14 protein-coding genes are annotated in these 14,265 nt (G+C 69.5%); 11 read left to right on the top strand and 3 right to left on the bottom strand.

The window, feature by feature from the left end; all coding sequences use genetic code 11:
* The first annotated feature begins 99 nt into the window (after window positions 1-99).
* Genes ispG through D4739_RS00685 form a run of 4 tightly spaced genes read left to right on the top strand, consistent with a single transcriptional unit; the run spans window position 100 to window position 3,020 of the window.
* Window positions 100-1,251, top strand: coding sequence for a flavodoxin-dependent (E)-4-hydroxy-3-methylbut-2-enyl-diphosphate synthase (gene ispG / locus D4739_RS00700; RefSeq protein WP_120058765.1), 1,152 nt, complete (start codon window positions 100-102; stop codon window positions 1,249-1,251).
* Window positions 1,248-1,748, top strand: a complete 501-nt coding sequence (locus D4739_RS00695; RefSeq protein WP_120058763.1) for an SHOCT domain-containing protein — start codon at window positions 1,248-1,250, stop codon at window positions 1,746-1,748. Before ispG ends, D4739_RS00695 begins: the two co-directional genes overlap by 4 nt.
* Window positions 1,749-1,781: 33 nt before the next feature.
* The gene (locus D4739_RS00690; RefSeq protein WP_120058761.1) at window positions 1,782-2,630 is read left to right on the top strand and encodes a GNAT family N-acetyltransferase; all 849 of its coding nucleotides are present in this window, start codon (window positions 1,782-1,784) and stop codon (window positions 2,628-2,630) included.
* Window positions 2,631-2,654: 24 nt separating this feature from the next.
* Window positions 2,655-3,020, top strand: coding sequence for a DoxX family protein (locus D4739_RS00685; RefSeq protein ID WP_120058759.1), 366 nt, complete (start codon window positions 2,655-2,657; stop codon window positions 3,018-3,020).
* 1 nt (window position 3,021) lies between these two features.
* On the opposite strand, the gene D4739_RS00680 is transcribed toward D4739_RS00685, so the two are convergent.
* The gene (locus D4739_RS00680) at window positions 3,022-4,677 is read right to left on the bottom strand and encodes a patatin-like phospholipase family protein (protein ID WP_182920244.1); all 1,656 of its coding nucleotides are present in this window, start codon (window positions 4,675-4,677) and stop codon (window positions 3,022-3,024) included.
* 91 nt (window positions 4,678-4,768) lie between these two features.
* On the opposite strand from D4739_RS00680, the gene D4739_RS00675 reads away from it, so the two are divergent.
* Window positions 4,769-6,547 (top strand): proline--tRNA ligase, encoded by a 1,779-nt coding sequence (locus tag D4739_RS00675; protein WP_238473456.1) that lies wholly within the window; start codon window positions 4,769-4,771, stop codon window positions 6,545-6,547.
* 113 nt (window positions 6,548-6,660) lie between these two features.
* On the opposite strand, the gene D4739_RS00670 is transcribed toward D4739_RS00675, so the two are convergent.
* Together D4739_RS00670 and D4739_RS00665 are read right to left on the bottom strand one after the other, a co-directional pair.
* The gene (locus D4739_RS00670; protein WP_120058755.1) at window positions 6,661-7,131 is read right to left on the bottom strand and encodes a ferritin-like domain-containing protein; all 471 of its coding nucleotides are present in this window, start codon (window positions 7,129-7,131) and stop codon (window positions 6,661-6,663) included.
* Window positions 7,128-7,664, bottom strand: coding sequence for a hypothetical protein (locus D4739_RS00665; protein WP_120058752.1), 537 nt, complete (start codon window positions 7,662-7,664; stop codon window positions 7,128-7,130). Before D4739_RS00665 ends, D4739_RS00670 begins: the two co-directional genes overlap by 4 nt.
* Before the next feature lie 67 nt (window positions 7,665-7,731).
* Here D4739_RS00665 and rimP point away from each other — a divergent pair, with 67 nt between their 5' ends.
* The 6 genes from rimP (at window position 7,732) to truB (ending at window position 14,253) form a co-directional block, all read left to right on the top strand.
* A complete protein-coding gene (rimP, locus tag D4739_RS00660) occupies window positions 7,732-8,250 on the top strand; it encodes a ribosome maturation factor RimP (RefSeq protein ID WP_120058749.1) in 519 nt (172 codons plus the stop codon).
* Entirely contained in the window at window positions 8,250-9,227 is a 978-nt protein-coding gene (gene nusA / locus D4739_RS00655) for a transcription termination factor NusA (RefSeq protein WP_120058747.1), read from the top strand. The genes rimP and nusA overlap by 1 nt, the downstream gene beginning before the upstream one ends.
* Before the next feature lie 186 nt (window positions 9,228-9,413).
* Window positions 9,414-9,716, top strand: coding sequence for a YlxR family protein (locus tag D4739_RS00650; RefSeq protein ID WP_274380504.1), 303 nt, complete (start codon window positions 9,414-9,416; stop codon window positions 9,714-9,716).
* A gap of 141 nt (window positions 9,717-9,857) precedes the next feature.
* Window positions 9,858-12,758, top strand: a complete 2,901-nt coding sequence (infB, locus tag D4739_RS00645) for a translation initiation factor IF-2 (RefSeq protein ID WP_120058743.1) — start codon at window positions 9,858-9,860, stop codon at window positions 12,756-12,758.
* A 122-nt stretch (window positions 12,759-12,880) separates the two neighbouring features.
* Window positions 12,881-13,339: a 30S ribosome-binding factor RbfA gene (gene rbfA / locus D4739_RS00640; RefSeq protein ID WP_120058741.1), complete on the top strand. Its 459-nt coding sequence runs from the start codon at window positions 12,881-12,883 to the stop codon at window positions 13,337-13,339.
* On the top strand, window positions 13,336-14,253 hold the full coding sequence (gene truB, locus D4739_RS00635; RefSeq protein WP_120058739.1) for a tRNA pseudouridine(55) synthase TruB: 918 nt from the start codon (window positions 13,336-13,338) through the stop codon (window positions 14,251-14,253). Before rbfA ends, truB begins: the two co-directional genes overlap by 4 nt.
* Window positions 14,254-14,265: the final 12 nt, after the last annotated feature.

Here is a 14,265-nt window from a genome sequence, read left to right as displayed (position 1 = left end):
ACTCACCCGACTACTGATCCAGTCGGGCTCGCCGCTCGCTGCCGAGACCGTTGAGCAGTGGGTGAGCCGGCTGGGTCCCGGCCTCCTAGACTGTTTTGCATGACGTCGATCAGCCTGGGCATGCCTGCTGCTCCACCGCCGGTGCTCGCACCGCGCCGCACGACCCGCCAGATCCAGGTCGGCAAGGTCGGCGTGGGCAGTGACTCGCCGGTCTCGGTGCAGTCGATGACGACCACGCTCACCTCTGACGTCAACGCGACGTTGCAGCAGATCGCCGAGCTGACGGCCGCCGGCTGCGACATCGTGCGTGTGGCGTGCCCGAGCCAGGACGACGCGGAGGCGCTGGCCCAGATCGCGCAGCACTCCCAGATCCCGGTGATCGCGGACATCCACTTCCAGCCGAAGTACGTCTTCGCCGCGATCGACGCCGGTTGTGCCGCCGTTCGCGTGAACCCCGGCAACATCCGGGCCTTCGACGACCAGGTCAAGGAGATCGCGCGCGCGGCCCAGGACCGGGGCACGAGCATCCGCATCGGCGTCAACGCCGGATCGCTCGACAAGCGCCTTCTCGAGAAGTACGGCAAGGCGACCCCCGAGGCGCTCGTCGAGTCCGCTGTGTGGGAGGCGGGCCTCTTCGAGGAGCACGGCTTCCGCGACTTCAAGATCTCCGTCAAGCACAACGACCCGGTCGTCATGGTGCGTGCCTACGAGCTGCTGGCCGAGGCCGGCGACTGGCCGTTGCACCTCGGTGTGACCGAGGCCGGCCCCGCGTTCCAGGGCACGATCAAGTCGGCCACTGCGTTCGGTGCACTGCTGAGCAAGGGCATCGGCGACACCATCCGCGTCTCCCTCTCGGCCCCGCCGGTCGAAGAGGTCAAGGTGGGCATCCAGATCCTGCAGTCGCTGAACCTCCGCCCGCGCAAGCTCGAGATCGTCTCCTGCCCGAGCTGTGGCCGTGCGCAGGTCGACGTCTACAAGCTCGCCGAGCAGGTGACCGCCGGGCTCGAGGGCATGGAGGTCCCGCTGCGCGTCGCCGTCATGGGCTGCGTCGTCAACGGTCCGGGTGAGGCCCGCGAGGCCGACATCGGCGTTGCTTCCGGCAACGGCAAGGGCCAGATCTTCGTGAAGGGCGAGGTCATCAAGACCGTGCCCGAGTCGATGATCGTCGAGACGCTGATCGAGGAGGCCATGAAGCTTGCGGAGAGCATGGAGCCTGTCGAAGGCGCTTCCGCTGAGGTCTCGGTCTCGTGACCCTCGCTGGCGAGGGTGTTGCCCTCGCCGAGGAGCCGTCTCCCGGTGCGGACGACACCTTGCCGGGCATCCCCGATGGCTGCATCGAGTGGATGGAGAGCTCCGAGGGCGCCTTCACGTGCACTGAGCATGCAGACCTGCTCGCCGGTGACCCGATGGTGGGTGGCCCCGGTGAAGGCATCCCGGCATTCTTCGGCGTCTTCTTCGTCCTCGCGATCCTGGCAGCGATCGCCGGCACCATCTGGAAGGTCTCGACGGCCCGACGCCTGGCCGAGCAGTCCGGCATGGACCCGGGCGACGCCACCGCGATGAGCCTCCTCACCGACAACGGCCTCGAGGCGACGTACGTCGCCTCGCAGGTGCGCCAGGGATCAGACAGGTCCGCGGGCCCCTCGGCCGCTGACCGGCTCCGCGATCTCGAAGAGCTCCGCAAGCAGGGCCTGATCACCGCCTCGGAGTACGCCGAGCGGCGGGAAGTCATCGTCAAGTCGCTCTGACGCTTTGTCGGGCGCTGCGGTTAGAGTCGGGGTGTGCTCTTGACCTCCAGTGGCGTGCGCGTCCTCGGGCCGGCCGACGTGCCGTCCTTTGTCGCGCTCACCGCCAAGGATCCGGTGGTCAACGTCTTCGTCGAGTACCGCGCCCGTTCGACGCAGCTCGACCGGCGCTGGCTCGGCGGTGAGGTGCTCGGCCGTTTCGTCGACGGCGAGCTGGTCGCTGCCCTGCACGTCGGAGCCAACCTGGTGCCCGTCCAGGCCGGCCCGGTGGACCTCGCCGAGTTCGCGGCTGCCCTGCGAGGCCGGTCGCCTGCCTGGGCGACGCTGGTCGGTCCCCACGAGGCCGTCGACGGGCTCTGGGCGCTGTTGCAGGACGACTTCGAGCCACCACGCGAGGAGCGGTGGCGCCAGCCGCACCTCGAGATCAGCGGTCCACCCCTGATCGCAGCCGATCCTCACGTGCGTCCGACGCAGGTCTTCGACATGGACGCGCTCTACCCGGCCTGTGTGGCGATGTACACCGAGGAGGTCGGCGTCTCGCCCGAGACCGGGGGAGCCGGGCCGCTCTACCGTGCGCGCGTCAACCAGCTGGTCAGCCGAGGCTGGTCCTTCGCGCGGTTCGACGATGACGGTCACCTGCTCTTCAAGGCCGAGGTTGCGAGCGTGACGCCGACCGCCGCCCAGGTTCAAGGCGTCTACGTGGCACCTCATGCCAGGGGCCGGGGCATCGGGGCGGCCGGCATGGCGGCGGTCGTCAACCTGGTGCAGGCGAGCATCGCTCCCACCGTGTCGCTCTACGTCAACGAGTGGAACCAACCCGCTCGAGCGGCATACGCCAAGGTCGGATTCCGCGAGACCGCGCGGTTCTCCACCATTATGTTTTGATCGGCGATGTCCTAGCCTGCTGACATGGCCCCGCTTCCCCTGAGCAGCAAGCTCCTCGCCGGCGCGTTCGTCGCCTCCGGCACGCTTCACCTCGTCAAGCCCAACATCTACGAGCCGCTGATGCCGGACTTCGTCCCCCGTCACCATGACGTGATCGTCGCCTCCGGCGTGGCCGAGATCGTGTGCGCGCTCGGGATGCTTCTGCCGCCCACCCGTCGCATCGCAGGACTCGCCAGTGCCGCGCTCCTGGTCGGTGTGTTCCCGGGCAACCTGAAGATGGCCGACGACGCCCGCCGCATGGGCAGCCCGACCTTCCAGGCGATCGCCTACAGCCGGCTGCCGCTGCAGATCCCGATGATCCAGGCAGCCCTCAAGGCCGCCCGCTCCTGACTCAGGTGAAGTAGCGGCCCCGGGTCCGCTGCCACCACTCGCGCTGCCTCCCGTAGGCCTCGAGCACCGAGGACATCGACGGCGCGAGCGACGTACGCCGCGGCTTCTCCGGGTGCTCGTCGTACGACGGCCGGTCGCCGTCCCACCACACGGGCTGGGTGAACGCGTCGAGCAGTGGCTGGAGCGCTCGCATCGAGTCCTCGCCCCAGCCGATCGCACGGTCCATGCCGGCCCGGTTCGGAGCCAGCGTCACGGGGCTCAGGGTCGGGTCCATGCGCTCGAGGTGGTCGGCGTACGGCGCGTTGCCGATCATCTGGACGGCGACGGCCTGGGTGACGGGGGTCATCCACAGATGCTTCGGGTCCCACCGCGGGTGCATCGAGTCGAGGGCGATGACCACGCCGTTGCGGGTGCCGATGCGTCCCTCGCGCAGACGGCGCCAGGCCAGCTCGACCGGCACGTTGGCGGCGGCGACACCGTCGATGAGGGCAGCGACCTTCTTCTGCTCCATCCACTGGTCCACGAGCCCGGTCATGCGTTCGCTCTTCACCTCGTGGTGGAGGATCCCCGGGATCGCCGCCGAGAACGACTGGGCGTCGACCACGTCGAACTGCCGGGTCAGCTCGTCGGCCCCGATCACGAGCGGCTTCACGACCCGCGAGTCGATGAACGAGGCGATCTGCCACAGCCGGCTGCTGGTGACGGGACCGATGCTGATCGGACGCAGGGGGAGTGCGCGACCTTGCACGTTGGCCAGCTCCTGCCGGCGGAAGCGTGCGGGCAGTCGGGAGAACAGGTCCTGGTGCACGCCCGAAACGACGCAGTCGAACGGGATCGCAAGGTCCTCCATCCGCATCTGCTCACCGTCGGGACGCCGGAACAGGTCGGCCGCGAACGCGTCGTACCGGAGCGCGAAGAGGCTGGTCAGCCCGTGACGCCGAGTCCGTGGCTCGGGCCCGAGGATTCCCCGGTAGGACAGGCTGTGGGCGAACTCGATGTACTGCTCGATCGGGACCGGCAGCTCGCGCGCGAAGATGCCGCCGAGGATGGCGCCCATCGAGCCACCCATCATGTAGTCCGGGATCCGGCCGGTCTCCACGAGCTGCTTGAGCGCTCCGACGTAGACGAACCCCGCTCCGCCGCCGCCACCGAGGACCAGCACGAGGCTGCGCAGGCCGACCTCTGCATCCAGCTCGGCGGGGGAGAAGTCGTTGCGGTGCCGGTCGATCAGGGCCAGGCGCTGCTCGGTCTGCTCGGCCTCCAGTCCCCGGAGTACGCCGCGTGCCAGACGCAGGCGGGCAACGGGATCGGCCTCGTCGCGAAGTGACCGGCCGAAGGCGTCGATGACCTTCAGGCGCCACGGAGCCAGCTCGTCGGTGACATCGACGTCACCCCGGCCGCGCTGTCCGCCGCCGGCAGCACCGGGCTCGAAGACGGTCAGTCGCGCGAAGCTGATCAGGTAGCGCAGCCGCCGCAGGTCGTCGGTCGCGAGCACGTTCGGATTGGCCAGTGCGCTCCGCACCAGCCGGCGTTCCATCCGCTGCAGCCGATAGACCGGGTCGTGGTCCCGCTCGGCACGGGCCCTCGCGTCCTCGGCAGGGAGGTCGGCCGGCTCGGGTGGAAGGAACGCCTCGCGGCGGCGTACTGGGATGCGCATGATCCGGAGACTAGGGCCACGGGTCCGGCGCCGACAGCCACTTGACCATGCACTTGGCTGGGGACCCGCCGTCACAAGTAGCCTTGCGCGCATGTCTGCTCGCGTGATGCGCATGTCCCAGCTCTTCGTCCGTACGCTCCGCGACGACCCGAACGACGCAGAGGTCCCGAGCCACCGCCTGCTGGTCCGCGCCGGTTACATCCGCCGCGCCGCTCCGGGCATCTACACCTGGCTGCCGTTGGGCCTGCGGGTCTACCGCAACGTGGAGCGCATCGTCCGCGAGGAGATGGACGCGATGGGCGCGCAGGAGCTGCAGTTCCCGGCGCTGCTGCCCAAGGAGCCCTACGAGGCGACCAACCGCTGGGAGGAGTACGGCGACGGCATCTTCCGGGTGAAGGACCGCAAGGGTGCCGACTACCTGCTCGGTCCCACGCACGAGGAGATGTTCACCCTCACGGTGAAGGACCTCTACTCGTCCTACAAGGACCTGCCGGTCTGGCTCTACCAGATCCAGACGAAGTACCGCGACGAGGCGCGTCCGCGCGCCGGGCTCATGCGCGGTCGCGAGTTCGTGATGAAGGACAGCTACTCGTTCGACACGACCGACGCCGGCCTCGAGGCGTCCTACCAGGCGCACCGCGCGGCGTACATCAAGACGTTCGACCGCCTCGGCTTCGACTACGTCATCGTCAAGGCGACCGCCGGCGCGATGGGCGGCTCGAAGTCAGAGGAGTTCCTCGCGAAGCTCGACGTCGGCGAGGACACGTTCGTGCAGTGCACGAACTGCGACTACGCGGCCAACGTCGAGGCCGTCACGGTGCCCGCCCCCGCTTCGCAGCCGTACGACGACGCGCCGGCCGCCCACGCGGAGGAGACGCCCAACACGCCCACGATCGACTCCCTGGTCGCGCATCTCAACAAGGCATTCCCGCGCGAGGACCGGGCCTGGACCGCGGGCGACACCCTCAAGAACGTGCTCGTCATGCTCAAGCACCCCGACGGCACCCGCGAGCCGCTGGCCATCGGCCTGCCCGGCGACCGCGAGGTCGACCAGAAGCGCCTCGAGGGTCAGCTCGAGCCGATCGAGGTCGAGCCGATGAACGAGGCCGAGCTGAAGAGCTTTCCCGACCTGGTCAAGGGCTACATCGGCCCCGCGGTGCTCGGCGAGCAGGCCGCCACCGGCATCCGCTTCCTCGTCGACCCGCGCGTGGTCGAGGGCACCCGCTGGGTCACCGGCGCGAACGTCGACGGCCAGCACGTCATCGACATGGTCGCCGGCCGCGACTTCACGCCCGACGGCACCATCGAGGCCGCCGAGGTCCGCGACGGCGACACCTGCCCGCAGTGCCAGGAAGGGTTCGTCTCCGCTGCGCGGGGCATCGAGATGGGACACATCTTCCAGCTCGGCCGCAAGTACGCCGAGGCGCTGGACCTCAAGGTGCTCGACGAGAACGGCAAGCTCGTGACCGTCACGATGGGCTCCTACGGCATCGGGGTCTCGCGTGCTGTCCCGGTCATCGCCGAGGGCAACCATGACGAGCTCGGCCTGTGCTGGCCGCGTGAGATCGCACCGGCGGACGTGCACGTCGTCGCGGCCGGCAAGGACGCCGCGCTCTTCGAGGCCGCCGAGAAGCTCTCCGCCGATCTGGCGGCCGCCGGCGTCACCGTGATCTACGACGACCGCGCCGGCAAGATCAGCCCCGGTGTGAAGTTCAAGGACGCCGAGCTGATCGGCGTACCCACGATCGTCACCGTCGGCCGTGGTCTTGCTGACGGCGTCGTCGAGGTGAAGGACCGGCGCACGGGGGAGCGGCAGGACGTAGCGGTCGCTGACGCCGCTGTCCGGATTGCGGAGATCGTCCGCGCCTGAGCCCGGCCAGAAACTGCAGGTTTCTGCATTGCAGGTTTCTGCAACTCTGAACGTGCCCGGAAACCCTTCCGGATGTTGCAGGATTCTTCTCAGGCACCCGCGACGGCGGGATGTCAGAGGTCCGTCAGCTGGTCGGTTCCGGGGAAGGTCTCGGGGCTCCCCCGGAACCGCAGCTGACGGACGGCGGCGTCGATGAGGGCATTCACCGCCCAGCCGCGATCCGTTCCGCTCGTGCGGGAGACCGCGTCGGCGTACACCGCGCAGGCCCGCTGCTCGACCTTGAGCGCTGCCGCCATCGCCAGCGGCGGGGTGTCCACCGCGCCGAGCGAGTACGACGCGTCCGCGGCGACCGGCGCTGCACCGAGTGTGGTGATCCGGGCGACCAGCTGGTCGCGACGGCTGCGGTGCGTCCGGTAAGCGGTCACGACCTCGTCGTGGAGCGCCGCCTGGGTCTTCGGTGCGTCCGGGGTCTTCGGGGCGACCTGCCCGCCGATCACGCCGAGGACCCAGATGGCGCCGTGCTCTCCGGCGAGCACCTCCTGCAGCGCCTCGAGATCGCTGGTCGCGACGGGTGTCGTCGTCATCGCTGTGCTCCCTTGGGCGAGGCGATCGAGGTGGGGAGCACAGCCAGCTGCTGCGCGACGGCGGCCGCCATCGATGCGAGGGTGCGTGCGAGCTGGCCGCTCGTGGCTGCGCTGGCGTCAGCCGTCAGTGCCCGCTGGAGCGCGAGCTCGTGCTCGCGGACCTGTGCCAGCGCGTCGGCCGGCGATGCAGGAGCCACCGTCGCGATCGGCATCGATCCGGCGACGTCCGTCGGGTCCACGGCGGCGAGGTGTGCCTGGTGGAGTGCGAGCAGCGGCACCAGTGGCTGCGCGAGCTGGGTGAAGGATGGCGGCACGGCCTCGATCAGGCGGACCATCGCCCCGATGCGCTCGGCAGCGGCCTGCGCCAGCTTGTCGTCGGCATCCTTCTTGGCCTCGGGTGCGTCGACCTGGTCCGGAGGACCCCACTCGCAGCCGGCCAGGGAGGCCGAGAGGACGCCGGTGAGGGCGGCGGCCGAGCCGAGTGTCGCGCGACGGGTCAGTCGGGTGGGGTGATGTGGGTCGCTCTGGGGCACGGCGTGAACATTAGCCGCCGCCGCACCCGCTAAGGTTGCACCGACAACAGCACAAGGAGGTCGCACCGTGACTAGCGCCAAACATGACGCAACTCGGGCCCGGATCGAAGCGGGACTCGTCGACCCCCTTGCCACGCTCGGCCTCGATCTTGAGGCCGTCGAGCTCTCTGCAGCCGGCAAGCGCCGCGTGCTGCGCATCGCCCTGGACTCCGAGACCGGAGTGACCATGGACGAGATCTCGGCCGCCACGACGGAGATCGACTCGTTCCTCGAGTCCTCCAACGTCATGGGCGCCGAGCCCTACCTGCTCGAGGTCACGTCGCGCGGGGTGGACCGCCCGCTGACCCTCCCGCGCCACTGGCGTCGCAACGCCGGCCGGCTGGTCGTCGTGTCCCTCATCGAGGGTGACGACGACGTCACGGCCCGCATCGGCGACTCGGACGAGGACGGCGTGGACCTGCTGGTCAACCACGCAGCCAAGAAGGGCATGAAGCCGAAGATCGTCGCGCAGCGGGTTCCGTACGCCGACATCGCCAAGGCCAAGGTCCAGATCGAATTCAACCGAGCTTCTGAGGATGACGACTGATGGACATCGACCTGAGCATCCTGAGGATGCTGGAGCGCGAGAAGGAAATCTCCTTCGACGTGCTCGCGGACGCCATTGAGCAGGCCCTGCTCACGGCGTACCACAAGACCCCGGGCGCCCAGTCCCGCGCGCGCGTCGTTCTCGACCGCAAGAGCGGGCACGTGAGCGTCCTGGTTCGTGAGGTCGACGAGGACGGCGTCGCGTCGGAGGAGTTCGACGACACTCCCGCCGACTTCGGACGCATCGCCGCGACGACCGCGAAGCAGATCATGCTGCAGCGCCTGCGTGACGCGCAGGACGACATCACCTTCGGTGAGTTCGCCGGCCGTGAGGGCGACATCATCTCCGGTGTCATCCAGCAGGGCCGCAACCCTGACGACGTGATGGTCGACATCGGCAAGCTCGAGGCGATCATCCCGCTCGGCGAGCGCGTCCCGGGCGAGAAGTACGAGCACGGCAGCCGGATCAAGGCGCTCGTCGTCTCGGTCCGCAAGGGCATGCGCGGTCCGCAGATCACCCTGTCCCGCACCCACCCGAGCCTGGTCAAGAAGCTCTTCGCGCTCGAGGTCCCCGAGATCGCCGACGGCACCGTCGAGATCGCGGCGATCGCCCGCGAGGCCGGCCACCGCACCAAGATCGCCGTCCACTCGACGATCCCCGGCGTCAACGCCAAGGGTGCCTGCATCGGCCCCATGGGCAGCCGCGTCCGCAACATCATGTCCGAGCTGCACGGCGAGAAGATCGACATCGTCGACTGGTCGGAGGACCCGGCCGAGATGGTCGCCCACGCACTGTCGCCGGCGCGCGTCTCCTCGGTCGAGATCATCGACCTGGCCGCCCGCTCGGCCCGCGTGATCGTCCCCGACTTCCAGCTGTCGCTGGCGATCGGCAAGGAGGGCCAGAACGCCCGCCTCGCCGCGCGCCTGACCGGCTGGCGCATCGACATCCGCTCCGACGAGGCCCCGGTCGAGGCCTGAGTCAGAGCTTCCGAAGGGTCCTGTCCACTGCGGGCAGGGCCCTTCTGTCGTTCTGGGTGGATCTGGTGTGACTGGCGTGCAATGGATGCACGTCAGTCACACAACATCAGCGGGTCTCGCCGGGCGGGCGCTGCGGCGTACGTCGGTTCGTCCCTGTGTGCGCCGTGGGGGTAGAGTCATCCCTTGGTGGTTCGCAAACTCAATTCCCCTGCACAGACGGCGGTTCAGCCTGTCCGGACGTGCATCGGATGCAAGGAGCGGGCCGCTCGCAGCGAGCTGATGAGGATCGTCGCGGGCACCGACAGCGAAGGCCGACCGGCCGTCGTCCCGGATCTCGCGCGGACCGCAGCGGGCAGGGGAGCGCATCTGCACCCCACGCTCGCCTGTTACGAACTCGCGGTGCGCCGCCGAGCCTTCGCACGAGCACTCAAGCTCGGGCAGGGGCTGGACAGTGCGCCGGTGGGGGACTGGCTCGCACAGCAGCAATGAAGTAACTGACCGTGATCAATCGACTGGAACTGGAGCAGCAGCTCATGAGCCCTCGATGAGTTCTTTCCGATGAGCATGCACAACCGCTAACGGTCCGATCACCCCTGACCTGGGGCCGGGCCAGAAGGAGTCAACAACCCCGTGGCCAAGCCCCGCGTCCATGAACTCGCCAAGGAATTCGGCGTCGAGAGCAAGTTCGTTCTCGAGAAGCTGAAGGAGATGGGCGAGTTCGTCAAGTCTGCGTCCTCGACGGTGGAACCCCCCGTCGCGATGCGTTTCAAGAAGCAGTTCGGCGATGAGCTCAAGGCCGCCGGCGCCGCTTCCCCTTCCTCCGACAGCGCTGCCCCCGCGGCCGCTCCGTCGGCGCCCAAGGCACCGGGCGGCAACCGTCCGGGTCCGCGTCCCGGCCCGAAGGCCGCTCCGGCACCCGAGGCCCCCGCCGCTCCGGTCGAGGCCCCGGCCGCACCCGTTGTCGAGGCGCCCGCCGCTCCGGCAGCCCCGGCTGCGCCGGCTGCTCCGGAGGCGCCCGCCGCCGCTGAGGCCCCGGCTGCTTCCTCGGGTCCCCGTCCGGGTCCCGCTGCGCCGAAGCCTGCCGCGTCCGCGCCGTCGGCCACCCCGGGTGCACGCCCGGGTGCCCGTCCCGGTGCTCCGCGTCCCGGCAACAACCCCTTCGCTCCGAGCCAGGGCATGGGCCGTCGCCCCGCCCCGGCCCCGCGTGCCGACACTGAGCGTCCCGCCGACCGTGGTCCTTCGCAGACCGCCGGTGGCGACCAGCGTCCGCCGCGTCCGCCGGCTGCTGGTGGCGCTCCGCGTCCCGGCATGCCGCGCCCCAACCCGGCGATGATGCCCAAGTCCCCCTCGGCGTTCGGCAACAACCGTCCCGCCGGTCCCGGCGGCCCCGGTCGCGGTGGCCCCGGCGGCGCTCCGGGCCGTGGTGGCCCGGGCGGTGCTCCCGGTCGCGGTGGCCCCGGCGGTGCTCCGGGCCGTGGTGGCCCGGGTGGCGCAGGTGCCGGTGCTCCGGGTCGTCCCGGTGGCGCTCCCGGCGGCTTCGCCAGTGGCCCGCCGCGTTCGGGTGGCCCCGGTGGCCGTCCGGGTGGTCCGGGTGGCCGTGGCCAGACCCAGGGTGCCTTCGGCCGCGCAGGCGGTCCGTCGCGTCGTGGTCGCAAGTCCAAGCGGGCGAAGCGCCAGGAATTCGACAACATGCAGGCCCCGACGATCGGTGGCATGCGCGTCCGCAAGGGTGACGGCGAGACCGTGCGCCTGGCCCGCGGCGCGTCGCTGACCGACTTCGCCGAGAAGATCAACGTCGACGCCGCTTCGCTGGTGCAGATGCTCTTCGGCCTGGGCGAGATGGTCACGGCGACCGAGTCGGTCAACGACGAGACGCTGGAGCTGCTCGGCGAGGAGCTCAACTACATCGTCCAGGTCGTGTCCCCGGAGGACGAGGACCGCGAGCTGCTCGAGTCCTTCGACATCGAGTTCGGTGAGGACGAGGGCGACGAGAGCGATCTCGTCGTGCGTCCGCCGGTCGTGACTGTCATGGGTCACGTCGACCACGGTAAGACGAAGCTCCTCGACGCGCTCCGCAACGCCAACGTCGTCGCTGGCGAGGCTGGCGGCATCACGCAGCACATCGGTGCCTACCAGGTCACGACCGAGGTCGACGGCAACGAGCGTCGCATCACCTTCATCGACACCCCGGGTCACGAGGCCTTCACCTCGATGCGTGCCCGTGGTGCCCAGGCGACCGACATCGCGATCCTCGTGGTCGCGGCGGACGACGGCGTCATGCCGCAGACGGTCGAGGCGCTCAACCACGCCAAGGCCGCCGGCGTCCCGATCGTCGTCGCGGTCAACAAGATCGACAAGCCCGAGGCCGACACGGTCAAGGTCCGCGGTCAGCTGACCGAGTACGGCCTGGTCCCCGAGGAGTACGGCGGCGACGCGATGTTCGTCGACGTCTCCGCGAAGTCCGGCCTCAACCTGGACAAGCTGCTCGAGGCCGTCGTGCTCACCGCCGACGCGTCGCTCGACCTGCGCGCCAACCCGTCGCAGGACGCCCAGGGCCTGGTCATCGAAGGCCACCTCGACCGCGGTCGCGGTCCGGTTGCCACGGTGCTGGTCCAGCGCGGCACGCTGCGCGTGGGCGACTCGATCGTCGCCGGCCCGGCCTACGGCCGTGTCCGCGCGATGCTCGACGAGCACGGCGACACGATCGAGGTCGCTGACCCGTCGCGCCCCGCCATGGTCCTCGGTCTCACCGCAGTCCCGGGCGCCGGCTCGAGCTTCATCGTGGTCGACGACGACCGCATGGCTCGTCAGATCGCCGAGAAGCGCGAAGCGCGTGAGCGTGCGGCCATGCAGGCCAAGCGTCGCGTCCGTCGCACCCTCGAGGACTTCATGGCCTCCATGGAGAAGGGCGAGAGCCAGGAGCTCAACCTCATCCTCAAGGGCGATGTGTCCGGTTCCGTCGAGGCTCTCGAGGACGCCCTCGCGCAGATCGACGTCGGCGACGAGGTCAGCCTGCGGGTCATCGACCGCGGTGTCGGTGCGATCACCGAGACCAACGTCGACCTGGCTGCTGCCTCCGACGCGATCATCATCGGCTTCAACGTCCGGCCCCAGGGCAAGGCGGGCCAGATGGCCGACAAGGAAGGCGTGGAGATCCGCTACTACAGCGTCATCTACCAGGCCATCGAGGAGATCGAGGCGGCCCTCAAGGGCATGCTCAAGCCGGTCTACGAAGAGGCCACCCTTGGTCAGGCGGAGATCCGTGCGATCTTCCGCTCGTCCAAGATCGGCAACATCGCAGGCTGCATGGTCACCAACGGCCTCATCCGCCGCAACGCCAAGGTGCGCATCCTCCGCGACAGCAAGATCATCGCCGACAACCTCGACCTCGCCTCGCTCAAGCGGGAGAAGGACGACGCGTCGGAGGTCCGGGAAGGTTTCGAGTGCGGTCTCGTGCTCAAGAACTTCCAGGACATCAAGGAAGGCGACATCGTCGAGGCCTTCGAGCTGCGCGAGATCCCGCGCGGCTGACACAAGCAGTTGCTTCACCGCTACGGGCGGGACCGGCTCCGGCCGGTCTCGCCCGTGGCGCATCTAGACTCAATCCCGCGAGGCGCGAAGCGCTCCCGCACGTTCGACCTACAGGAGCTCACATGGCCAGCCCCCGCGTCCGCAAGATCGCCGACCGGATCAAGGTCATCGTCGCCGAGATGCTCGAGCGCCGGATCAAGGATCCGCGTCTCGGCTTCGTGACGATCACCGACGTCCGCCTCACCGGCGACGGCCAGCAGGCCACGATCTTCTACACCGTCCTCGACGGTGACCTCGCCTCCACCGCTGCGGCGCTCGAGTCCGCCAAGGGCGTGCTGCGCTCCGAGTGCGCCAAGCAGCTCGGCATGCGCATCGTCCCGACGCTGACCTTCCACCACGACGCGCTGCCGGAGACGGCCCGCGCGCTGGAGGACGTCCTGGCCAAGGCCAAGGCGCTCGACGAGGAGGTCGCCGCTGCGCGTGCCGCCGCGTCGTACGCCGCGGACGCGGACCCCTACAAGAAGCCGCGCGAGGCGGCTGACGAGGACGAGCTGGCCACCGAGGACGACGAGGACGCGTGAGCGGTCCTGTCACTCCCGGGCTGGTCATCGTCGACAAGCCCGGTGGCATCACCTCGCACGGCGTGGTCTCCCGTGTCCGCCGCCTGGCCGGCACGCGCAAGGTCGGCCACGCCGGCACGCTCGACCCGATGGCGACCGGTGTGCTGGTGCTGGGCGTCGACCGCGCCACCCGGCTGCTCGGCCACCTCATGCTCACCGAGAAGGGGTACGACGCGACGATCCGGCTCGGCGTCGCGACGAACACCGACGACGCTGAGGGTGAGGTCACGGCGACTGTCCCCGCGGGTCACCTCTCCGAGGAAGCCATCCGCGAAGCACTGGCAGCTTTCGTGGGCGACATCGAGCAGGTGCCGACCGCGGTCTCCGCGATCAAGGTCGACGGCAAGCGCGCCTACGCCCGTGTCCGTGACGGCGAGGACGTCCAGCTCAAGGCGCGCCCGGTCACGATCCACGAGCTGACCGTGCACGACGTGGCGCGTGTGAGCGCCAGTGGAGACAACGCCACGCTCGAAGGCACTCACACAACAGACCTGATCGACGTCGATGTCTCGGTGCGCTGCTCCAGCGGCACCTACATCCGGGCGATCGCTCGCGACCTCGGTGCTGCGCTCGGCGTGGGCGGGCACCTGACGGCGCTCCGCCGCACTGCGGTCGGTCCCTACACGCTCGAGCACGCCCGCACGATCGACCAGCTCAACGAGCACTACGAGCTGTTGCCGATCGCGGACGCAGCCCGCGCTGCCTTCCCGGCGTACGAGCTCGACGCGGAGCAGGCGCAGGAGGTCCGCTACGGCCGCAAGCTTGCGCTTTCCCTGGATGCCCTGACCGCGGTGTTCGCTCCCGACGGTGAATTCCTCGCGCTCTACGAGCCGGCCGGTGAGATGGCCCGCCCGCTGGCCGTTTTCACCGGCTGACCAGCTGCTCCT

The organism is Nocardioides cavernaquae (assembly GCF_003600895.1).
Taxonomy (GTDB): Bacteria; Actinomycetota; Actinomycetes; order Propionibacteriales; family Nocardioidaceae; genus Nocardioides; species Nocardioides cavernaquae.
This window is presented reverse-complemented; position numbering and strand designations above follow the sequence as displayed.